General features: G+C 39.2%; 18 protein-coding genes. 11 read left to right on the top strand and 7 right to left on the bottom strand.

All coding sequences use genetic code 11. The features are described 5' to 3' along the window. Window positions 1-57: 57 nt before the first annotated feature. The 5 genes from IS446_RS10845 to IS446_RS10825 form a co-directional block, all read right to left on the bottom strand. On the bottom strand, window positions 58-1,560 hold the full coding sequence (locus IS446_RS10845) for a TolC family protein (protein ID WP_203060606.1): 1,503 nt from the start codon (window positions 1,558-1,560) through the stop codon (window positions 58-60). Continuing rightward, on the bottom strand, window positions 1,553-4,609 hold the full coding sequence (locus IS446_RS10840) for an efflux RND transporter permease subunit (RefSeq protein ID WP_203060604.1): 3,057 nt from the start codon (window positions 4,607-4,609) through the stop codon (window positions 1,553-1,555). Before IS446_RS10840 ends, IS446_RS10845 begins: the two co-directional genes overlap by 8 nt. Before the next feature lie 15 nt (window positions 4,610-4,624). Next, entirely contained in the window at window positions 4,625-5,626 is a 1,002-nt protein-coding gene (locus IS446_RS10835) for an efflux RND transporter periplasmic adaptor subunit (protein ID WP_203060603.1), read from the bottom strand. A 1,639-nt stretch (window positions 5,627-7,265) separates the two neighbouring features. Further along, the gene (locus IS446_RS10830) at window positions 7,266-7,595 is read right to left on the bottom strand and encodes a hypothetical protein (protein ID WP_203060601.1); all 330 of its coding nucleotides are present in this window, start codon (window positions 7,593-7,595) and stop codon (window positions 7,266-7,268) included. A gap of 28 nt (window positions 7,596-7,623) precedes the next feature. After that, window positions 7,624-8,586, bottom strand: a complete 963-nt coding sequence (locus tag IS446_RS10825; RefSeq protein ID WP_203060599.1) for an NAD(P)-dependent alcohol dehydrogenase — start codon at window positions 8,584-8,586, stop codon at window positions 7,624-7,626. 519 nt (window positions 8,587-9,105) lie between these two features. Between IS446_RS10825 and IS446_RS10820 the strand changes: the two genes are divergently transcribed. The 11 genes from IS446_RS10820 (at window position 9,106) to IS446_RS10770 (ending at window position 19,688) form a co-directional block, all read left to right on the top strand. Then, window positions 9,106-10,902: a helix-turn-helix domain-containing protein gene (locus IS446_RS10820; RefSeq protein ID WP_203060597.1), complete on the top strand. Its 1,797-nt coding sequence runs from the start codon at window positions 9,106-9,108 to the stop codon at window positions 10,900-10,902. 216 nt (window positions 10,903-11,118) lie between these two features. Further along, complete coding sequence (locus IS446_RS10815) at window positions 11,119-11,604, top strand: RNA polymerase sigma factor (RefSeq protein WP_203060595.1); 486 nt, start codon at window positions 11,119-11,121, stop codon at window positions 11,602-11,604. Between the two features lie 7 nt (window positions 11,605-11,611). Further along, window positions 11,612-12,208, top strand: a complete 597-nt coding sequence (locus IS446_RS10810; RefSeq protein ID WP_203060593.1) for a hypothetical protein — start codon at window positions 11,612-11,614, stop codon at window positions 12,206-12,208. 108 nt (window positions 12,209-12,316) lie between these two features. Continuing rightward, entirely contained in the window at window positions 12,317-13,711 is a 1,395-nt protein-coding gene (locus tag IS446_RS10805) for an alpha/beta hydrolase family protein (RefSeq protein ID WP_203060591.1), read from the top strand. Between the two features lie 241 nt (window positions 13,712-13,952). Then, entirely contained in the window at window positions 13,953-14,117 is a 165-nt protein-coding gene (locus tag IS446_RS10800) for a hypothetical protein (RefSeq protein ID WP_203060589.1), read from the top strand. 132 nt (window positions 14,118-14,249) lie between these two features. Further along, window positions 14,250-15,809, top strand: a complete 1,560-nt coding sequence (locus IS446_RS10795) for an amidohydrolase family protein (protein WP_203060587.1) — start codon at window positions 14,250-14,252, stop codon at window positions 15,807-15,809. A 94-nt stretch (window positions 15,810-15,903) separates the two neighbouring features. Beyond that, window positions 15,904-16,044, top strand: coding sequence for a hypothetical protein (locus IS446_RS10790; protein ID WP_203060585.1), 141 nt, complete (start codon window positions 15,904-15,906; stop codon window positions 16,042-16,044). A 4-nt stretch (window positions 16,045-16,048) separates the two neighbouring features. Beyond that, window positions 16,049-17,527, top strand: coding sequence for a serine hydrolase domain-containing protein (locus IS446_RS10785; RefSeq protein ID WP_203060583.1), 1,479 nt, complete (start codon window positions 16,049-16,051; stop codon window positions 17,525-17,527). 10 nt (window positions 17,528-17,537) lie between these two features. Beyond that, window positions 17,538-17,906 (top strand): cupin domain-containing protein, encoded by a 369-nt coding sequence (locus tag IS446_RS10780; protein ID WP_203060580.1) that lies wholly within the window; start codon window positions 17,538-17,540, stop codon window positions 17,904-17,906. Beyond that, entirely contained in the window at window positions 17,903-18,769 is an 867-nt protein-coding gene (locus IS446_RS10775; RefSeq protein WP_203060578.1) for a TolB-like translocation protein, read from the top strand. The genes IS446_RS10780 and IS446_RS10775 overlap by 4 nt, the downstream gene beginning before the upstream one ends. Window positions 18,770-18,824: 55 nt before the next feature. Then, the gene (locus IS446_RS10770; protein ID WP_203060576.1) at window positions 18,825-19,688 is read left to right on the top strand and encodes an alpha/beta hydrolase; all 864 of its coding nucleotides are present in this window, start codon (window positions 18,825-18,827) and stop codon (window positions 19,686-19,688) included. A 501-nt stretch (window positions 19,689-20,189) separates the two neighbouring features. Here the strand turns inward: IS446_RS10770 and IS446_RS10765 are convergent. Continuing rightward, window positions 20,190-21,227: a GTP pyrophosphokinase gene (locus IS446_RS10765; protein ID WP_203060574.1), complete on the bottom strand. Its 1,038-nt coding sequence runs from the start codon at window positions 21,225-21,227 to the stop codon at window positions 20,190-20,192. A 511-nt stretch (window positions 21,228-21,738) separates the two neighbouring features. Further along, window positions 21,739-23,220, bottom strand: coding sequence for a nicotinate phosphoribosyltransferase (locus IS446_RS10760; protein ID WP_203060572.1), 1,482 nt, complete (start codon window positions 23,218-23,220; stop codon window positions 21,739-21,741). Window positions 23,221-23,231: the final 11 nt, after the last annotated feature.

Below are 23,231 nucleotides of genomic sequence, written 5' to 3'. Positions count from 1 at the left end.
CGCCTGGTTGAAATTTTACTTGTATATGAAGGGTTTGCTTTAATTTTACTTTAGGAATTAGTTCATTAATAGAGCATCGAAATCAGTTTCCAGAGGCTGATCCTTCCGGAAGTCGTACAGGGTGAGCTGTTGCACTTTATAATAATTATTCCAGTACTCCTTCAGACTGTTTACATAGGCCACCCAGGCTGTTTGCCAGGTGGTTCTTGACGTGGTAAGGCGAAGCAGGTCTACCTGACCTGAAAGGAATCGCTTTTCGGTGATCTCGTAAGATTGGCGGGATATCTCCCTGGCCTTCAATGCCGCTGCCACCTGTTCGTATTGCACATTAAAGGCATTCACCGCCAACTGAAGGGCGCGCAGTACCTCATTCTCCTGCTGGGCGATCTCGATATCCTGAACTTCCTTATTCATACGAGCCATTTTAATGCGGCCCCGGCGTTCACCCCAGTCCAAAAGAGGCATACTTAAACTTACCCCCACCATCTGCCGGTCCTGAAGATCCCGATAGGCCTCATCCAGGGTAGGGGCCTGCTGATTGAGTCCGAAATTGGCCATCAGAGACAGGTCAAAGCGGTTCTCCTTTATGGCCTTATCCAGCTCCCCTTCCGCGTTGATGCGTTGTATTTCCGCTCCGAGCATATCGGGGTTTGCAGTGCGCAGCCAGCCTTCTGCACGGTCCATCCCGATCTTCAGGGTGCTCACAAACTCGGGGAGCGAAGGTTCATAATTTTCAATATCCTCAAAATTCAGGTATAACTGTATAGCCGAACGGGCCTCCTGCAAGTCCTGAATAGCCCGGGTAAGACCTGTTTTTGCCTGAAAGGATTCGAGTTCCAGGTTGAGCAGTTCATCCTTTTCTATCGCTCCAAGGTCATATCGTTTCAGGGAAATACTGTAAAGTCGCTCTGCAGTTTCGAGGTTCTTTTTGGCGATGTCCATTTGGGTCTGACTCATGGCCCAGTCAAAATACAGGTCCAGCACCTGGAGGTTGATCTGCTGCTGTCCGGCAATGAACTCCTTTTTGGCCTTTTCAAATTCAAGCAGGGCTGTTCTATTTTCCCATTTCAGATCGTTGTAAGCCATGATAGGCTGTATGAGACCGATATTCACCGGGGAGGTGCTGTAGTTCACCAATTCGGTATCCAGGTTGTAATTCACAAACCGCTCCAGGGCAGAATTTACATAGACCGTTGCTCCGGTGGCCATAATGTTCTGGGTAAGCGAGAGGGAGGCAAAGGTGCTCAGGTTCTGCTGCTGACGAAACACATCTATGTTGTTTTCCGGGTCATACCGCTTGATCACCGATCGGTTATAGGTAAGGGGGTCGAGATCGATCCTAAGCTGGGGTAACAGCCGGCTTTTAAGAGACTGGTACCTCCAGTAATCGTAGGCATACCGTCTTTTGGATCTAAAGGCCTCGAGGGACTGTTCCCGGGAGACTTCCATAAGAGCTTCCAGGGTCAGGGGCTTTTTTTCCTGAGCCTGCAAAACAGTGATTGCACCAGTGATCATAAGGCAGGCCAGGTACTGCTTCCAATAGTGATTCAACTTAAACATGGTTGTTCTTTTTTACCAGTAAATAATAACACAGAGGTACGAAATAGAGGCTTACCAGAGTCCCCACAAGTATCCCGCCAATAAGCGCAAGGGCAAGGGGCGCCTGCAATTCTGCCCCGATACCCTCTGAAAGGAGCATGGGAACCAGGGCCAGGATGGTGGTCAGACTCGTCATTAATATGGGCTTTAGCCTGCGATGTCCGGCCACCAGTAATGCCTTTAACAGAGACACTCCCTGCCTTCTTAACTGTATAATGGTATCGATCTTTAAAATGGAATCGTTGATAATAATCCCGGTCATAACCACGATTCCGGTCATGGACATCAGGTTTAGGCTCATCCCCGACAGGTAGAGTAATCCAAAAGATCCGGCCATGGCAAGGGGTACTTCCAGGAGGATAATAAACGGCAGGGCAAGGGATTCAAACTGGGAGGCCAGTATAAAATACAAAAGGAACAGGGTAAGTATCAGCACCATAAAAAGCTCCTTCACCAATTTCCGGTTCTCGTAAATTTGTCCGTCAAAAGCCACCTCTTGTCCCGGGAACTGCTGTATCGCATTTCTGATATTCATTTCTGTTTCGGTAGCCTCATCATCATCAACAAAAACATCCATGGGGTAATATTCACCTTCCCTTCCGGCTGTAATAGTGCGCAGGGTTTTCTCCCTGTCAAGATCTACCATCACACTTACCGGGTAATATGCACTGTCACCAGCCCTGATATTTGTGCTCCGGATCACCTCTCGAACATTAGTGCGACCGGACCCCACCACCACCGGAACTTGCTCCTGACCCAGGGAAAGCTTCAATATGCTGTTTTCATTAAAGGCACTTTTCAGAGTATTATATAACCGATCACTGTCTAGTCCATATGTATATAGGTGTTCTGTATTTGCCTGTACCACCAGTTTATCTTCCCATCGCACCGGAGGAATAACCGAAGTACCCAGTTGACTGGCCAGGCTGTCATAAAGAGTTGTAAGCCGTGACTCCCTTTGATTTTCTTCCTGCCCCCTAAAAAAGATAGAAGCCGTGATTGGTGGCTTTATACTGCCGAAGATCATATTAAAAAGGTTATCTACCGGCGTCATGGTAATGGTGGCAGTCCTATACATCTCTGCAAGAACGCTGCTTAAATGACGCTTTACCCTTTGCAGGTCTTCCGGAGTGGAGGCTTTAACATAAAGCCGCAGCATGGCTGGATGACTTTCCTGTTCATGGTGAAGCAGAAATTGCTGAATTCCCAGTTCTGTGGAATGGAAAAGGAGTTCTCCGACAACGGGTTGAAGCAATCCTTCTACTCTTGACCTGTTCTCCTCCAGGGGTATGGGCTCATTCCAGTCTATGGTGATCATGGCCTCAGTTTCCGTAAGTTCTGGCATTTGGCTTTTAGGAAGCAATTGGAAAAGGAGCATCGTAACAAGACATAGCAACGCAAACCCTGTAAAGGCAGTCTTCGGGTTGCGTAAAATAGTTTTGAATCCCTTTTTATACCACCTAAAATAAACCGGTATGCTGGGGTTTGAAGACTGTACTCTTCCTTCCTTCTTCCTTCCTGTATGCAATACCCGGTACAGTACCGGGATCAGGGTTATAGACACGAAAAAGGAAGTCATAAGACCGATGGTAACAGCCATGGCCTGGTCGTAAAACAAAGCCCCGGTAAGCCCGTTTAAGAAGATCAGGGGCAGGAATACCGAACAGGTGGTCAGGGCCGAACTCAGCAGCGGTCGTATTACCTCCCGGGTTCCCAGGACACAAGATTTTGAAAGTGCGTGCCCCCGCTCGCGGTACTGAGTAATGTTATCTATAACGATAATGGCATTATCGATCATAAGTCCCACCCCAAGTACCAGCCCGGAAAGTGAGATCACATTCAGGCTCATATCCAACAGGTAGAAGGCAAGCATACATATGATGACCGAAACTGGAATACTGATCCCAATCAGTACAGGGGCCATCCGATTCTTAAGAAACAGGAAAAGCATGACAAAGGCAAGAAGCATACCCCATAACAGGCTTTGCCCGAGATTTGAAACGGCCAGGTCCAGCAGTTGGGTCTGATCGCGGCTAATGCCGAATTCCACAAGTGGATAATCCGATTCCATTTGGGTAACCAACGTGTGGAGAGAGGTTTTCAGATCGCTCATTCGGGCATCGCTTTGTTTGATCACGGCCAGGGCTATGGCTTCCTTCCCATTGGCCAGTACCTGGCCGCGGCGTTCCCGAAGCTGTTCGTGTACTTCTGCCAGGTCCTTTAGCTGGAATACCCGGTTATTATAATGAATATAGACAGCTCTAAGGTCTTCCACACCGCTAAGCGAATTGCCCAGTCGCAAACTGTACTGGTACTGGTTGTCTCGTACGATCAGGTTGCCAATGGCTACCTGCTGCCTCCTGATAGCGTTTTCAATCACCGAAACATCCATCTTTAAAGCCATGAGCTTCTGCATATCTGGTATTACCATGATCTCGGATCCCACTATGCCGCTTATATCGACCATAGCTACCTCCGGCAGCTGTTCTACACGCTTGCGAATGACCTGGTCTGCAAAACGATTAAATGCGATAAGGTCTTTAGAACCGGAAGTGCTCCCGGGAACTGAGTTCTCTTCCTTCTGCGTTAAATGCATGTAAAAAACCGGGATATCGGAGGCATTGGCCTTGATCACCCTTGGGCGTTCCAGATCCCTGGGCAAGGCATTCATGGCCCGGTCTACCTTTTCATTGACTTCGATAAAAGAATAATCGATGGCGGTGTCATAGGCAAACTCCAGATGGATCTGCCCGCTGCCATTGGTAGTTTCACTTTTTATATCCTCCAGTTGGTGCAGCCGAAGTAAGGCATTTCTCAAGGGCTTGATCACCCCGTCTTCCATTTCACGAGCCGAAAGATTGGCAGATTCGACCTGAATGGTAATACGGGGTATTTCAACATCGGGCATCAGGGATACCGGAATTAAATTCAGGGTAACCCCTCCCAAAATAAGCAGGGCTAGGGTGGTCATAATAACAGCCACCGGCCTTTTGATCAGAAATTTAACCATAGCGTAGCCGGGAACTTAAGGGGTTATCGTATTGTTGATCACCACCTTGCTATCATGAGCCAGGTTCAGGTTTCCGGATACAATAATGGTATCGCCCACCTCCAGGGTGGCACTTGACTTGTCCGGGTTTGGAATTACCGAATAGGAAGTGCTGTTGGCATTGGTAGTATTCACATAGGTCCAATATGCCTTTCCGGACTGGAATTTAAAGAGTACCTCCTGGTTCTGCCTGAGCAGTACCGCTTCTTTAGGCACCACGAACTGACCTTCAATACCCTGGCGGATACGAACTTTTACGTTCATGCCATTAATAAGTCCCCCTTGATTTTCCAGCCTGGCGCTAACGGTAACCATACCATTGTCATCCACTTCAGGGTTCACTGCTACTATTTTGCCAGGAAGAGCTGCTTCCCCAATCATCAGATCGATCAAAATCCCATTTCCGGGCTTCACCCGGTATACTTCGGTTTCCAACAAGGAAAAGGTTACCATGAATTCCCGGTCATCAATCAGGTCGAGCAAGACGGTTCCGGCATCGAGTTGCTCGTGGAGCTTGTGGTCAATATTGGCCACAATACCAGAGAAAGGTGCCCTGATCACGGTATGGTCCAGGTTGTACTTAGCTAATTCCGTTCGGGCTAGGGCTTCCTGGTAACCCGAGCGCAAAGCAGCCATTTCGTAGAGGTGTTTTGGGATATCTCCGGTATGGGCCGGATCATACCCCCTTGTAACCAGCATATCGTCAAATTCCAATTTGGCCTTTTTAAGGGCAAGACTGGCCTGGGTGAACTCGGTTCGGTAGGTATAATCGGCCAGCACCGCCATCACTTCTCCCTTCTTTACCCTTGATCCATTAGTGACATTAAGCTTTTCCAGTACTCCGCCAACTTCAAGGCGGAGGGAAGATCTTTGGGCAGCCTCCAGCTTTCCGTTGGAGATGATCTCCTTGAAAAAAGTTTCTGATTGTAGGATGGAAATGCTAACCTCATTAGAGATTGGAGCCGGCAATTCGACCATTTCAAATTCTACTTTTTCCGTTGAAATATTGCATGCACAATTTATAATTGTTAAAATTAAACCTGTAAGAATAAGAGAATATTTCAAATTAAGGGTCTTAGTTTTATTCATTGTTCACCAAAAGGAGGATGTCAAAATTAAAATCCAATTACATGAGTAAATATGCTACAATATTGTAGAAAAATCAACATATAAATTTCTTTTATTTTAAGTTCTCCCCTATTCTTTTGACTACTAACATATTACCCAGACGACTCACACCTAAACTTTTTAAGAATAAAATAAAACAGCTAAACACTATTATAGCATTAATTACAAATGAATTAACTCAAGATATTAATCTAGGTAAAAATTCCAATCTTCTAACGAATCTCTAGTGTCAGTTTAATCTGTTTAATACTGTCTGATAGTAAAATATTATCATTTATTCGATTCTTCGCAACAAGGCTGGCCTTGTTGAAATTTTCTTCACATATTCTCTGAGGAAAGTTGCTCCGGGAATCATGTGAACAATGATGATTATGATATTGTCGAATACATGTAGAAGAAAAGATTATGTAATGAGTTTGGGATGAGGATATTGACTAACGCCTAAGTTATGACTAATAGGTTTAATTTTTTATACTAAATTTTGCTTAATTTCATTAAAACTTCCTGTAATTGTATGAAATTAGACCCCTAGTCTATAGATCAAATGTTAATATTTGTTAAAAGTGGAAAATTCGGGGGAGTTCAATTCACAAACTTCTGGAAGACCTTATTAACAGTACAGAAATTACGTTTTTAGGAGGGTTCCTCTTTCTCCGCAAGGAAAACCGGATTGTAAACGATCCGGTTTTTTTATGCCCACAAACGTCATAAGCTTGCTTATGTAAGCGAAGTGGGTATAACAAAACGGGGAATCTTGCGTAGCAAGATCCAGGTTTTCTTTGCAAGGACTCCCCTTCAGGGTTCTTGAGCGAAGCGAAAAACCCCAGTTATTTTCTAAGTGTAGCTTGCTTCAGCGAAAGGTTGGGCATAAAAAAACCGAGAGCCTGCGAAGCAGGGTACGGTTTTCTTTGCAAGGACTCCCCCTTAGGGATCATGAGCGAAGCGAGTAATCCCGTACGGGTTCTTGAGCGAAGCTCAAACTTCTACAAAACCCCGTAAAACACCAATGTTTAAGGGTTTTTGCATTTTAATTGGATTGAATTGAACCCAAAATTCATACTAAAAAGGTGGAGAATTCGGGGGAACTTTGAATTTTATAAAACTATCCCCGATAACATTATATGACAAGAAAGTTAACTTGGTGGCCCAATCCCTCTTTGAATTACAAGATCTCCATACCTTGGGCCTTCGAATCTTTCTCCGGATAAGATGGAGCTTTTAAAGGAATTCGTAACCCCTTGAATCCTTCAATACACTATAGGCATTTCTTTGATTTCAAAATAAAAGACTGACTACCATCGTTTTAAAAGCAAAGTCAGTTTCATAGCTTTAAGTATTCACCAAACCTGTAAAAAAATGGACCACCTTAATATCTATCCCGCCAATGGTAGTATCCCATACGTTTCGTGGGAAAACTATTTTACCCTCTATCAATACTGGAGGTCAGATCTGAAGTCTTACCGTCAGGAACTTAAATTTTTTGATCACCTCATCTGCAAATACGCCATTTTCCATAATCTAAAGACTTCATATCCAATCTATTCTCCTCACTTTTATTGAGTTGTGCCAGCATATCTACTGCATAAACACAATATTCTGAAGCTAGATTAGGGAAAAAATCTAAAATTTGTGGTGCGCAACCTCCTGTACCATCTATTAACATAAGGGCAGGCAGGTAAACGTTGCCTGCAACTATCACGTTGGTTTTACCAAATTTGGTTTCCAGCATATGCTCAGCATACTGACCTGAGATATCACTGATCTTTTGGTGATAAAGCCTGAGTATCTTTTCTCTTCCTTCACTTGATTTAAAGAACATATTTGATCGTTTTTTGATTGTTGATGATCTACTGATTGATGATGGCTATATTACCGACCTTACGGCCGGTTTCCAAATAATGATGTGCTTCTGCGATCTCAGACAGGGTGTAGGTTTTGTCAATATTAGTATGAAGCTTACCACGATTAAAAAAGTCAGTCAATTCCAGGAATAATCGCTTTAATTCATCAGTCTTTTTTATACCGGTAGCTGCGAACTTCACTTTTTTAGGATGCCAAAGTATATGCCATAGAATATGCGCACTTAGTACAGGAGTCATGAAAAGTCCGTTAGAGCTAATTAACCTTTTGACAACTTTATAGGATAGTGTTCCAACAGAATCGTAGATAATATCATACTTATCCTCAATGGTATTCATAGACACTTTGGTGTAATCTAGTACGTTATCAGCTCCTATAGACTTTACAAAATTTACGTTTTTTGTACTGCAGATCCCGGTAACCTTTGCGCCCATCAATTTTGCCAATTGTACTGCTGCTGAACCCAGACTTCCGGAAGCCCCATTTATCAAAAGATGCTGCCCTTGTCTAACATTAGCGATGTCCTTTAAAAAGTTGTAAGAGGTCAAAAAACCGTCGCAAATGGGAGCCGCCTCCATATGAGTGATATTATTTGGTTTAATGCCGATAACCAGATCCTCTGCAATACAAAGAAATTCTGCGTTACATCCATTGCTAAACAATTTCTCCCCAAAAACCTCATCACCAATTTTAAATGCACTAACCCCCGCCCCTGCGGCTTCGATCACTCCGGAAAACCCTGTTCCCAATGCAGTGTTTTTGGGCTTAAAGAGTCCAAGGAATAACCTGCCATATTTTGGAGCACCTTGTCGCATCATCGTATCTGCCCTGGTCACCGAGGAAGCCTCAATTCGCACCAGAACTTCATTCATATCAGGTTCTGGTTTTAAAACATCTACAATTTGAATGACCTCAGGTGGGCCGTATGACCTGTACACTGCTTTTTTCATAACGAAATTATTTACAACAAAGTTGCCGTTAAAAAGAGGTTTAAAGGTTCAGATTTAGAAATCGAAACCTGAAACACGGCATGCCCGTAAACACAAAGACTGTGATCATCATAGCAGCTGTAATTAAGAATTAAGCACTTTCACTGTAATACTTCATCGTAAACTAACCCATAAATAGCGCATTATTTCCTCCTTTATTGAGAAACCCCGGAAGACAGACGACTTTAACGTATTAGCTGCTGAGCGATAAAAAAGATCAAAGAAGCCTAAAACCAAAAATATGCTAAGGGAATTTTGGCAATTTCCGGAAAGTGTTCCCCCGGCTACATCGGCATCAGGAAAATAAGGGGTACACATATCCATTTCCAATCCCTGAGAAAGGAGATCAACAAAATTTATTAAAAAACACGGAACAACCGGAATTGTTTATAGAAATTGCACAAGGCTTTTAACCGCTTAATTATTCCGAACATTGTAGTGTAAGTATTACATGTTTTGATCAATGTAAACGATTTGATAATGTCTTTAAACAGCGTAAACAAAAAATCCATTGCCGTTCTGCCATTTCATAATATGAGCAGCAATATTGACAACGAATATTTTTGTGATGGTTTAACAGAAGAAATTATCAATGCGTTGGCAAAAATCAAAGGATTATTGGTGACCTCGCGTACGTCGTCCTTTTATTTTAAAGACAAAAAAGTTACCGCTGGTGAGATCAGGGATAAGCTTAATGTAGCCACGTTCATTGAAGGTAGCGTGAGGGTATCAAAAAGCAAAATGCGCATAACGGTTCAGATGATCGATACCGTAGAGGATTTTCATTTCTGGTCGGAAACCTTTGACAGGGATCCGGAGGACATTTTTGAGATTCAGGAAGAAATAAGTCTCTTCATCGCTGAAAAATTACGTGAACATATCGGTCACCTGGAAATCGAGCAAAAGTTGATAACGCCGATAGATGTGCCCACAGACATTTACAGGGAATACCTGAAAGGGAGGTACTACATCATGAAGTTGGATTATAAAAACGCTTTAAAGGGTATCGATATCTTAAAAGAAGTCATAAACAAATCACCCAATTTTTCAAATCCTTATCTAGATATTAACCTGGCATATGTTAATATGGGAACCATGGGGCTTTTGCCTGCGTTTGAAGCATACAAGAAGGCCCGGCCTTATTTGTTAAAGGCACTGGAACTTAACCCAAACTCATCAAGGTCACAATTGAATTTGGCTTGGATAGAATGCTGGCAAAACTGGAATCTTAAGAAAGCTTACGAACATGCCAATAAGGCTTTGGAGATTCAACAAGCAGACGATATTTACCTAACCATTTCTAATTTTTTGACAGTAGAGGGGAAATTAGATGCGGCAAGTAATTTTCTTGACAAGGCGTTACAGCTAGATCCTTATGCCTCTATAAATCATCATTATAAGGGTTTTTTGCACTACTTGAAAGAAGAATATAATACTGCGATACCTTATCTGAAAAAGGCACTAGAGCTAGACCCAATGTTACCTTTCCCTCCAATTTATATAGGGATTTGTTTATTAATGTCTGGCAAACCAAATGAAGCTTTGGCATATTTCGGTTCACTTGAAGGAGTTTCTGTGAAAGACCTCACCAAATTAGGCGGTGAAACCATGTGTTATGCTAAGCTCAATGAAACGGAAAAGTGCAATGATGGATTAAAGGAATTAGAAACCTATTTAACAACTGCAGTTGCAGATAAGGCATTTACATTTTTAATATTAGTTAATGCCTTATTGGGTAATAATGAGAAGGTAATTGATCTAATAACCCAAGCATACAATAATCGTTTGCCATTAATTCTATTATTAAATCCATCACCCATCCTTAAACCTGTAAAAAATCACAAAAGGTTTAAAGACATCATGCTAAAAGCCATTCCCGACAATGTAAACTACCAACGGAAAAGAAAGTATAAACAGGCTTTACTAGATCCCAACGAGATCAAAAAGTACAGCAAGGAACTGGAGCAAATAATGATAGACTACAAACTGTATTTAAACCCTGATCTCTCCTTAAAGGATCTCTCTTCTTACCTGGAACTTCCGGCCAATTATGTCTCGCAATTGTTAAACCTGGGATTTGAAAAAAACTTCTCTGAGTATATCAATACCTTTAGAGTTAATGAATTTAAAGAACGAATCCTTTTAGAAGAGAATAATGGATTAACTATAATGGCAGTAGCCTACGATAGTGGTTTTAACTCTAAAACAGTTTTCAATACCTTTTTTAAAAAAATAGAAGGTACAACACCTAACGCTTACCTTAAAAGTAACAGTTAGTTCTGATTTTACAATTAGAACTTTTCTTCACGACTTTACTTGTAATTTCACTTCACGATATCATCAACAGTTATGGGCTGCATGATGAGTCAAACCTATTATTTAAACTCTATAACGCTAATAAACAGATCATTATATGTGCTATTGAAAAATAAACACATGTTTTTGTGATTTTTTGAATCCTTCTATTACTAATGGAGTGTAATTAATCTTTAAATGCATACAAAAAGAGAATTCATAAGAGCCATCAAAGAGAACGAAGGTATTATTTATAAAGTAACGAGGCTTTACACTGATTCTACCGAAGATCAAAAGGATTTATACCAGGAAATTGTATATCAACTTTGGAAGTCTTTCAGTTCTTTTAAAGAGGATTCAAAAATTAGCACTTGGATGTATCGTGTTGCACTAAATACAGCCATCAGCAACTTAAAAAAAGAAAAAAGAAAAGGAACTCGAGTATCTATGGATCATTTTCTTTTAGATCAAATAGATCAAGTTGACTCAGCTATGGAAGAACGAATTACTCTTTTATATGCACATATACAAAAACTCAACATTGTAGAAAAGGGTATCATTCTACTTCATTTAGAAGGTAAGAACTACGATGAAATTGCTACGATCACAGGTTTTACTGCAACCAATATTGGTACACGCTTGGGTAGAATAAAAAATAAATTAAGATCTCAAATTAATAAATAACAATATTATGGAACTTGAAGAAATGAAATCCCTTTGGGAAGAAATGAGTAAAAAGGTGGACCAACAAAAAGTACTAACAGATCAGTTAGTTATGGATATGACGAAAGAGCGTTTTGACACTAAAATGCGAATTATTTCATTCTCAGAATCAGTCTCTGCACTCATTTGTTTTGCTGCAGTAATCTATATCATCAGCAATTTCTCATCTTTAGAAGTATGGTATTTGCAACTTACCGGGGTCATTGCAATTGTTGCATGTATGCTATTACCTGTTTTGTCTTTACAATCGATAAAAAAAATGAAGACCGTAGACATCTCTAAAAGTACTTATAAAGAAGCTGTAAAAGCCTATGCAAAGGGAAAATCTCAGTTTATGCAAATTCAAAAAATAAGTTTTTATGGAAGCTTTATAGTACTTATTGCTTTGGTTGTTGTATTTGGTAAGATCATGAAAGGCATTGATGTTTTTACAATGACTGAAAAGCTAAATTGGCTGGTTCCTTCTGGTATTGGTGTATTGTACATATTTGCGCGTTGGGTGCAAAAAAAATATAAGAAAGCTACAGATGCAGCAAATACTATCTTAAAGGAACTGGAAGACTAGCCTCATTACAATTTAAACATCACAATTACTTCACGTACCTATTTTGATTCTGAATTTATTCGGACAGGAGAAGTACGTTCAAATTCTAACACATTTAAATATTAAAAAATGAAAAAAATACTTATCTCATTCGCTTTATTACTATACTCAGTATTAAGTTTTTCTCAAGATATATCAGGAGATTGGAGCGGAAAGGCCAAAAGAGGTGAGAAAGAAATCACCTTTATTTTTAACATCAAGCAAGAAAATGGGAAATATTCGGCAATAATGAATGTACCTACATTTAGAGTTTCCGGAATTAAACCTACAGCAACAACGCTTACAAACGGAAAGCTGATAATTGATGGTTCAAACGTTGGTATGTCTTATATAGCACACTTTAATAGTGAATTACAACAATTTGAAGGAAACTATAAAGAAGGTGGTATAGAAATGGCACTGAATTTAAAAAGAGGGAGCGTAGAAATAGAAGACCAACGCAGACCTCAAGAACCGGTAAAACCATATTCCTACTATGAAGAAGAGGTATTGTTTAAAAATAACGAAGCAAATATAACCTTAGCTGGCACCTTAACGTTACCTAATAAAAACGGTATCTTTCCAGTAGCCATTTTAATTAGCGGAAGTGGTCCACAGGACAGAGACGAAACTTTTATGGGACACAAACCCTTTTTAGTCCTGGCAGATCATCTTACCAAACAAGGTATTGGTGTATTGCGTTTCGATGACCGTGGTCAAGGAGCATCTACCGGCGATTTTGGCAGAGCAACCACAGAAGATTTTTCTAAAGACGTACTAAGCGCCATCGCTTACTTGAAAACCAGAAAAGAAATAGATAAAAAGCATATTGGTTTAATTGGACATAGCGAAGGTGGAATCATTGCTCCATTATCAGCGAATCAAACAAAAGATGTGTCTTTTATGGTTTTATTGGCTTCTACTGGAATTTCCGGAGCAGAATTATCGGTAATGCAATCTAAAACATTACGTCAATTTCCGGTGAAAGATGAAAAAGCATATGAGGAAAATTCCAGAAAAGCGATTGAAATTGTTACTTCTGATAAAAGTGAAAAAGAAATTAAAACAGAATTAACAGCACACTATAATAATTTTTTAAAACCAATTTTAAAAGACTTAAATGTACCTGAAAAAAATATCAATGCACTTATAGAAAGTCAAGTAAATACAAGTATTAAACCATGGTCACGCTACTTTTTAAAATACAATCCAGCTGATGAAATTGAAAAATTGCAAATCCCTGTGTTGTCTTTAAATGGTAGTAAAGATACCCAAGTTAACGCTAAAATAAATCAAAATGGAATACGTCAAGCTTTGATCAATGGTGGTAACAAAGATTACAAAATACTTGAATTGGAAAACTTAAACCACTTTTTTCAGGAGTGCGAAACAGGAAAGATGGATGAGTATCGGAAAATTGAACAGACATTTTCCCCAATCGCATTGCAAGAAATATCAAATTGGATTTTAGGGCATATAAATTAATGGGTTCTGATTTGTAATGCAGACCGTTTACGATCAGCCTTTAAAATAAATTTGAGTCAAAATTTGCAAAAATTAATCAAAAGGACACTTCATGAATTTTAATCTGATAGTAATTGTATTTATCGGTGTTATACCATTAAGCCAGCAGCAATTAGAACAAAAAACAGAGACAAAACCTTGAAGGCACACCCTGTAACACCTTGTATATCAACTAACTCACAGCTAAACAAAATTAGGAAATATGAATAACGAAAAAAAAATAGTCTTAGGTTCAGCCTTTGGTGCCACAATCGGAAGTGTAATAGGTGTTTTGACAGACAATTTAGCCCTATTTATTAGTCTTGGAGTTTCGTTGGGAGTTTTAGTTGGAATCATTTTAACTAAAAAAACAGAAAAAAGGAAATAGCGATATGAACTGATTACCTGAAAATTGTCAGGATTATTAGCTAAACTAAAAAACCATTCGGAGTGCAATTATCGAAACTGAAAATGAGGATTTTTGGGTTGATTAATTGCCCCGCATTCACGAAAATAAATTTTGAAAAAAAAGCTTATCTACCTTACTAAAGTTGTAATGGCTATAATTATCGTAGCAATTGCAATAACTATTACAGCTTACCTCTGGCCTACATCCAAATTACAAACACCAATGGTTTTTGAAAGAACCATCATCAAAAATGTAAATATTGTAAATGTTGTATCCGGAGAAGTTATTACGGATCAATTTGTTTTGATAGAACAGTCCCGTATCACAAAAATTGATACGGTTCTAATCACAGCTTTTGATGATGCTTTAATTATCGATGGTACGGGTAAATACCTTATTCCGGGTTTATGGGACATGCATACCCATTCCAATCAACATTCAGAATGGTTGCATCATCCACTGTACATCGCAAATGGCATTACTGTGGTAAGAGATATGTCTGGTCAGTTGAATGAAAAGGATAGCTATTGGGTGGGTAGTCAAGAACGATTACAGTGGAATAAAGACTTAGAGAATAACACCAGGATCACACCGAGATATGTATTGCAAAGCAGTTACCAAATGGATGGTGAAAAAGCCATCCCTGAGGATGCACCGGACTTTTTTAAACTGCAAGATCCATCTCAAGTAGATTCGTTGCTACAATTCTATAAAAAGGAAAACGTAGATTTTATTAAGGTGTATCAGCAGTTGCCAAAAAACACTTACAAAACATTAGCGCTAAGAGCACCTCAGTATGGTTTGCATCTGGCAGGTCATAAGCCCATGTTTCTAAGTTTGGAAGAAGCGATTAACCTGGGACAAAGAAGTTTTGAGCACGGACGAATATTCATGTACGAGTGTTTCCCGGAAGCGGATAGTTTAAAGCATCCAACAAATTGGAAAGCATATTTTTCCAGATCAAAAGCAACGATCGTACAACGGTTTGATAGCGTTAAGGCTAAAGCATTAATGCGTCTAATGCAACAAAAAGAAGCCCACTGGACGCCGACCTTACAGACCTTGAAGTTTGAAGCCAATGCGCATAAAAATGAGTTTACTGATAATGAAAATCTAAAATATGTAACCCACGTCAGAAAGCAACTGTGGTGGAAATATGACACAAACCATAACAAAAAGAAAAATCTCGAAAGTGAAGGAATTAGTGTAAGTGAACAATTTTATGAAGCTTCAAAAAAACAAGTAAGAATGGCAAATAGCATGGGGGTGCCCATTATGGCAGGAACCGATGTTACCGACTCTTATGTGTTTGCCGGATTTAGTTTGCATGATGAATTATACGAATTAACAACAAGCGGACTTTCTAATCTGGAGGCCCTGCAAAGTGCAACCATTGTGCCCGCAATGTTTTCAAATCTGGCTAAGGATTATGGAACAATAGCAATTGGCAAGAAAGCAGACCTGGTTTTACTATATGAAAATCCTTTAAAGGATATTGAAAATACAAAACGTATCAAAGGAGTGTTGTTGAACGGAGTATATTATAATCGGGAAAAACTAAGAGAATTAAAACAGTTCACAGCATCAGCTGCTGGCAGTTTTCATTTCAACATAAAAACATTTTTGAGCTTACTGAATAGCCCATTAATTCGAGTGCAGTTTGCAGATTAAAGGATTTCGTTCTGATTCTTAATGCAGAACTTCCCAGTGCCGAAGTCAACTTATTTTTATCATAAATAAATTAAGAATAGAAATTATAGAAAAAATGAAAACTACAAAAGGTGTCAAACTGGGAATAGGAATTATACTGGGAACTGTAGTAGGCTACTTAACCTCAAATATGCAATTATGGTTTGTTCTGGGCATTGCCATAGGTGCTGCGTTAGAATATGGAACCAAAAAATAACAAAATGAGATCGTTTATTAAAACACTATTTTTTACAATCATTACGCTTTCCATTTTTAGCGCTACTTCTCAAAACACGAACAAAAAGCTTTTCAACAAGATTGATTCTTATTTAGAAGCAAGTGCAAAGAATGGCTTTTCTGGTGTTGTTTTAGTTGCTAAAAAAGGGGAAGTTATTTTGTCCAAAGGATACGGATGGGCAGATCGTAAAAATAAAATTCCCAATTCCCCAAAAACCGTTTTTAATATTGGTTCTGTAACGAAACAATTTACAGCTTCCGCTATTTTAAAATTGGTCGAGCAAGGTAAAATCAAAACATCGGATAAAATAAGTTCATATTTTACTCAGACCCCTTTTGATAAGAGCGATATAACAATTCATCAATTACTTACGCATACCTCAGGAATTTCTAATAGAACAGGCGGTTTTAGATATGATGAAGCTAGTAAACAACAGTTTTTAAAAGAGTTTTTTGAATCAGAATTGCAATCTAAGCCTGGTACTAAGTATCAATATGCGAATGCCAACTACATTATGCTAGCGGTTATAATAGAATTGGTTTCAGAACAAACCTATAGTGCTTTTCTGACAAACTATTTATTGGAACCTGCACAATTGACAAGTACGGGATATAAACACATCAATTTTAGTACAGAACGGTTAGCACATGGGTACTACTATAACAGAGATGCTGAAAAATGGACAGATTGGGGAACAACCCAACAACATCTGCCTCAAAATAACAACCATTGGTATAGTATTGGTAAAGGGGACATTCATTCTACGATTGAAGATTTATTCAAATGGCATAATGCTTTAAAAAACAACATCGTTTTATCAAAGAAAGCCAGAGAAATACAAGAAGCAGCATATGTAGCCGAAAACGATAAAATGACATCACATTATGGGTATGGCTGGGCCATATCTCAAAGCAATCGAGACACCAAAATCGTTGCTCATAATGGGAGTAATGGATTGTACTTTGCAGATTTTGTAAGATTTACAGACGATGATGTCGTGATAATATACATGACAAATGCGTTTTTAGGACGTGAATCAGAAGAGGTTGCGAGAGAAATTGGTAAGATGGTTTTTAATACGAATTACACCCCAACCCCACTTTCAAAAAATATTTATGAATTGATTCATGAATTTATCAACACACATTCATCTACAAATGCAGAAAAATTACCAGATTTTTTAAAGAAAGAACTTAAAAGTGAATTTGACAACCATGCCATACTAAATCGACTAGGCTATAGCAGGATGAAAAAAGAAGACCAACCAGGTTGGGCATTAGCATTGTTTAAACTTAATGTGAAATTATTTCCTGACGATGGTAATTTATGGGATTCATTGGGTGAAGCTCACCTAAAATACAACCAAAAAGAAGAAGCTATAAAAAGTTACACAAAGGCGGTTGAATTAGGAAGTGAAGGGTCAAAAAACACATTGAACAAATTGTTGAAAGAAGACGAATAATACATTTAAGATGGTAAACGTATATGATCAAATTAAAGATTTACAATCCTATTATTCCCCAAAAATAATAGCAGAAGTAAATAATGAATACGTGAAAATCGCCAAAATTGATGGCGATAAAGTCCCTTGGCATACCCATGAAAACGAGGACGAATTATTCCTTATTCTTGAAGGGTTTTTGGTAATGGAAATAGAGCATCAGCCGACTTTCACCATGCAAAAGGGAGATCTATTTGTTGTTCCTAAGGGGGTAAATCATAAAGTATCATCTAAAAAGGAATGTACCATCCTGCTAATCGAAAGTAAAACAACCTTGCATACCGGTAATGTAATAACTGAGATCACAAAATCCATCAACAATCAAAAAAATAACGTATGAGAATAGCATATTTCTCATTGCTCTTAGTAATAGCGTTAGCTATTAATGCTTGCAACAATGTAGAACATAGATCAAAAGTTGATAAGGAAGAAAGTTTAGAAGAAATTTATCTTGGTCAAGATCCACCGGGTTTAGCGCCTAAACCCTTTGCACCAAAGATCATTCAAACTGAACATAGAGAAGCTGCAGTAGCTATTTCACCTGATTTAAAATCGTTTTATTTCCGAAGACGAGGAGGGACTTATAAAAATAATGCATTGGTGGTCGTTCAGTTTAAAGACGAACAGTTGACCGAATCTCTCATAGCACCAAGATCAGGCGAGCCATTCATTACACCAAATGGTAACACCATGCATTTAGGAAGAAACTACAGAACAAAAGATTCCTCAGGCTGGTCTGCTGTAAAGCCACTTGGTGCGACTTTTGATAAATTTCCTATTATGCGTCTTACTACAGCATCAAATGGTACTTATTATTTTGATGAAGCAAGCGAAAATGGACCATTACGCTATTCGCGTTTAGTCGACGGGAATTATGAAGAACCTAAAGCACTAAAATTGGATGTTGGCATATGGAATGCACACCCTTTTATCGCACCGGATGAATCTTATATTATTTGGGACGATCAGAGAGAAAGTGGGTATGGTAATTCAGACTTATATATTTCATTTCGTCAAAAAGATAGCTCCTGGGGTCCTGCAATCAATTTAGGTGATAAGATCAATACAGAATTTGAAGATGCTTTCGGAAGTATATCCCCTGACGGAAAGTACTTTTTCTTTCATAGATCGTATGGTGGCAATAAAGCTGATATCTTTTGGGTGGATGCAAAAGTTATCTTTTCACTTCAAAAAAGTTATTAGAACATTAGATCAACACATTAAATATAGAAATCATCAATCAAAAAACGAATCAACCATGTTTTTCAAAACAAAAGAAGGAAAAGAAAAAATCATAACCCTTTACGATCAAAAGTTAAATGAACTGAATATTGAATATTCAGAAAAAATGGTAGAAACAAAGTTTGGAGTTACCAATGTTATCATTACTGGAAATACTAAAAACCCTCCTTTAGTTTTGATTCACGGAACAGGAGGATGTGCACCACAAATTTTGGATTCTTTCCCTAATCTAGCTTCAAAATATTGTGTTTATGCGGTAGATGTGCTGGCACAACCCAATAAAAGTGCAGAGAATAGATTGGACATGAAGTCTTTAGACTATGGAAAATGGCTTATTGAGGTGATCATAAAACTAAGACTGAAAGACGTAACCTTAGTAGGTTTTTCCTTTGGTGGTTTCATCAGCTTAAAAGCACTAGAGTTTAATGAAACCCCGATCAGACAGGTTTTCTTAATCGCCCCAGTCTATATTGTAAATGGCAATCCTCTTGTAGGTTTGATCAAATTGTTCATCCCATTAAAAAAGTTTATCAAAACAAATAACCAAAAGTACATTAAAAAAGTAATGGGTGTTCTTTTTTCTGAATACGATGATTTTGCGTTAACCTATATGTCAAATACATTTCAGCACTGTAACATGGATTTCTCGCCACTACCTGTAATTACAAAAGATTCAGCTAAAAACATAAAAACCCCGATCAGCATTTTCGCAGCTGAAAAGGACATCCTTTTTCCTGGTAAAAAAATGATAAAACGAGTTAAAGATATTTTTCCTTCATTTGAAGAAGTTGTTTTATTTAAAGGATCTAAACATGTTCCTCGTTTAAAAGATTTTAAAGAAATTGAAGAGCCAATTCTAGATAAAAGCGAAAAGTATTAAGCCTAAACTATTAACAAGGATAAGTCCTGTTCTACTTTTATAATTGAGGGAGTATTACATGAATACCTTAGTATTTATGATTAAAGGGTAATTAAATTTTGGTTCGAATTAAATAATATTCAAACCAAAATTTATTTCGTAAATATTAAACTTTGTTAAAGGTGGAGAATTCGGGGGTGCGGCAATTTCCATCATCTCGTAGCCCTTGCTATTAGTGCTAAAACCGCATTTTAGTTATGGTTCCTCTTTCTCCGCAAAGAAAACCGGAACGGAAACGTTCCGGTTTTTTTATGCCCTGAAGTCGTGGAAAGCTTGCTTTCCTAAGGTGAAAGGGCATAAAAAAGCCAGGGAAGCGAGCGCTACAAACTTCCGGTTTTCTTTGCAAGGACTCCCCTCCAAGGATCACGAGGCCTGCGAAGCAGGACGAGTAATCCCTGAAGTATACGGAATTAATCTGAGCGTTTAAATATTCATAATGTTCCTGCTCTTTTTCAATTTAATTTATTTCTGAAAACGAATTGAGGCCTTGATTCTTTCGTTTTCTGCATTCTTTGAAGTTACATCATTCAGAATGGATAATGTGGATATCAGCTCGATATTATCCGGTGCATGACCGGTTATTGATACGTAATTATTCCTTATGGTTGCCAAGCGTAAAGGCGTGGCAATTTCAAGAAAACGACCTACGGTACTAATATTTCTGGTATACAAGGATTTTAAAATTGGATTTAATTCGGTGAGTGCACATTGAACACCCACTTGAGCCAAAACTTTTGGCGTATTCTCAAAAGTTAAAACATCGGTATCCTTATATGTAATGGTCTCCTGGTTATGTATAAGTTCTTCATACAATAAGTTAAAATGTTCATCAATAACCGATACTTCCCTACTTAAAATTTGAAGTCTCCTTTGCGCAGAAAAATGAGGCCGTGTTTCCGGCTTATAGGATAGAACATGTTCCAGTTCAGACCACAATTCCTGGGCCAAAGTTCTTACCTGGATCTCAAAAACAGGTCTATCAATAGGTGGAATAATACTATCCTTAAGACGAGCCATATAGTGGATAGAAGTATACCCACTTTCCTTCTCTTTAAGCTCTATATGGGAAAGTCCCAATCGTGAAAGTTTCTCCGGTTCAAAATATGCTTCAGGTGGGTTGTCCTCATCCAATTCAAAATATAGTGAGTTCCTTAGTTCCCTGTCAATTAGCGATAATTGTGAAGGAAAGTATACCACTATTCTAAGACCAATGGTATCGTGCATCCTTTTGAAGCTATTTTTAGATAACTTCTCCGGAAATAGTTCAGGCTTTCGAAAAATTTTTTTTACAACTTTATCCGAATCCTTTATACGCGACATGGTTTGTCTGATAGGCGATGGGGTGGCGACCCCTTTACCAATAGTATACTTCTTCCAGAATTCCGAACGCTCCATTTCATCCAGAATGGTCCTAACTTCACCAAGCGTAGGTATCAATACGTCCTTTTCATAAAGACTGTATTCCTTCAAAAATAAATTCAGTTCTTTCGATAATTCCATATTGCATTACCAATTCTAAATAGTTTCCATCCTGCTTGATATATTAGTATTTGCCTTGGCTATTTCTAACGAATCAAAAAAAAACCACGCAGCCCATATAACTACTTTTGATCGCAAAAGAAACACACACCAAACCACAACTCACTAACTACAAGACGCTTATGAATATAGTAAAACTGTTTGGATTCTGGAACTTAATCTATGCCCTTCTCAAACTGCACTAATTGCACCAATAACTCCTCATATCGGTCATATGCATCCTTACCGGGAACCTGATCTTATTTTTTTAAATGTAGGAGTAATTGTCTTGATAATCATCCCATCTCTCGAAACCTATTTTTCTGATATCTTCTTGTTTAATATCTCGTGTAATTTTAATATCATCGACAAAGAAGATCTTATTTTGAAAGTCAAATCTGAAATTTTTCATTGTTACAGGGCTTAAGTTTTATTTAAGGTTAGACCAAAAAAAAACCCTCTGTTGGAGAGGGTTTCATAAAGTGAATAACATTTAACCGGTCACAAGTGAGACCTTATTGAAGCCTTTTTTGACCTCATCTCTTATCTCTCCCAGAGTGAGATCAACCAGCAATTTACCGTCGCGGAATACTTCTTTAAGTTCACCTTGTTGTTCTTCCTCCCAGGAAACCTGATCCTTCAGGGTATACATGCCGTCCTTCAGTTCGATCTTGATCAGGCCGCGGGCAGACTTCTTCGTACCGTCATCTGTAACAGGATCCTTATAGATCTCTCTGGGCGATCCGGCAACTTCACCATAGGTGGCCTTCATTGCGAACCCAAAAGTATCTCTGGTATTGTACTGGTACGTAAAAGACCCGATTCCAAGAACCACATTGGTGGACGCAAATCCGTTCTCTTTTAATCCCTCACAGATCGCTTTGGCACGATCAAGGGTAATACTATCGCCATAAATGGCTCCGATATGCATATCCAATTCTTTAAACCCCTTATCGTTAACAGTACCTCCAAAAACGTCCCAGAGCAATTGAATGACCCCCGAACGCTCTTCAGGGGTGCTTCCCTCAGGATCGCCACAAATGATCTTTACCGGGTCACCACTGTCAGGACGTATCACCACTTTCCCTTCTCTTGCCAGAACTTCATTCTTCAATGCCGGTAGGTAATCGGTTAGTACTTTCCAAAGATCCCAGGTATCTGAAACTATGGAAACAATACCATTAGGATACACTTCTGTGATAAGCCTTTTAAAGGTTTCAAATTCTCCTTCATTGGTACCCATACTCATTACAGAATGCTCGGTTGCCGCCACGGACCCCCCGACCAATTCTTTATCGCTATCGGCTCCGTAATAATATTCCAGGAAATCGATAGTGGGAATGGTGTCAGTACCACTAAAACTGAGAAGATGGCCTGCGCCACTGAGCATAGCTCCTTCGAGGGCACCTATACCGCGCATGGAAAAATCATGACCCTGCCAGTCGACGAATTCAGGTTGGGAACTCGTTTCCTGGGCGTACTGATCCAACACCTTACGATATTCACGTGCAATGGTAGCAGAGTTACATGGTAACCAGACCGTGGTAGAAAGTAAAGTCTCAAAATAATTAGTAAGCCAAAAGAACTCCGGTAAGGTATTATACATGGTAAACATAGGCACACGTACCGGTACTGCTGCTCCTTCAGGAAGGGCCTTAAAGACCATGGGGATATAACCCAGGTCATGCAGGGCTCCTATGTGCTCTGTACCCACTGCGTTCTGGCCCAGGTAATTGTTAATACGGCGGGCATATCGGGTGGTCACCTCCTCTTTGGGACGAGAAAAAAAGTGATCCCGAAAATCTTCTAAAACATATTTTTTAAGGAAATACTGCAAGCCAAAAAAGACCACCTCATCGATATCTTCAATGCGGCTTTTTCTCGGGGTCCAATTGGAATATACCAACGTAGTGTTTTGGGGGTACTGACGTCTGTGGTCTACTTTGTAGCCATCTGTGAGAAGTAAAGGATTCATAATCATTGGTT

The sequence above is a fragment of the Robertkochia sediminum genome, from assembly GCF_016786255.1.
GTDB lineage: Bacteria > Bacteroidota > Bacteroidia > Flavobacteriales > Flavobacteriaceae > Robertkochia > Robertkochia sediminum.
The sequence above is the reverse complement of the archived record's forward strand: the minus strand, read 5'-3'. Positions and strand labels throughout refer to the sequence as shown.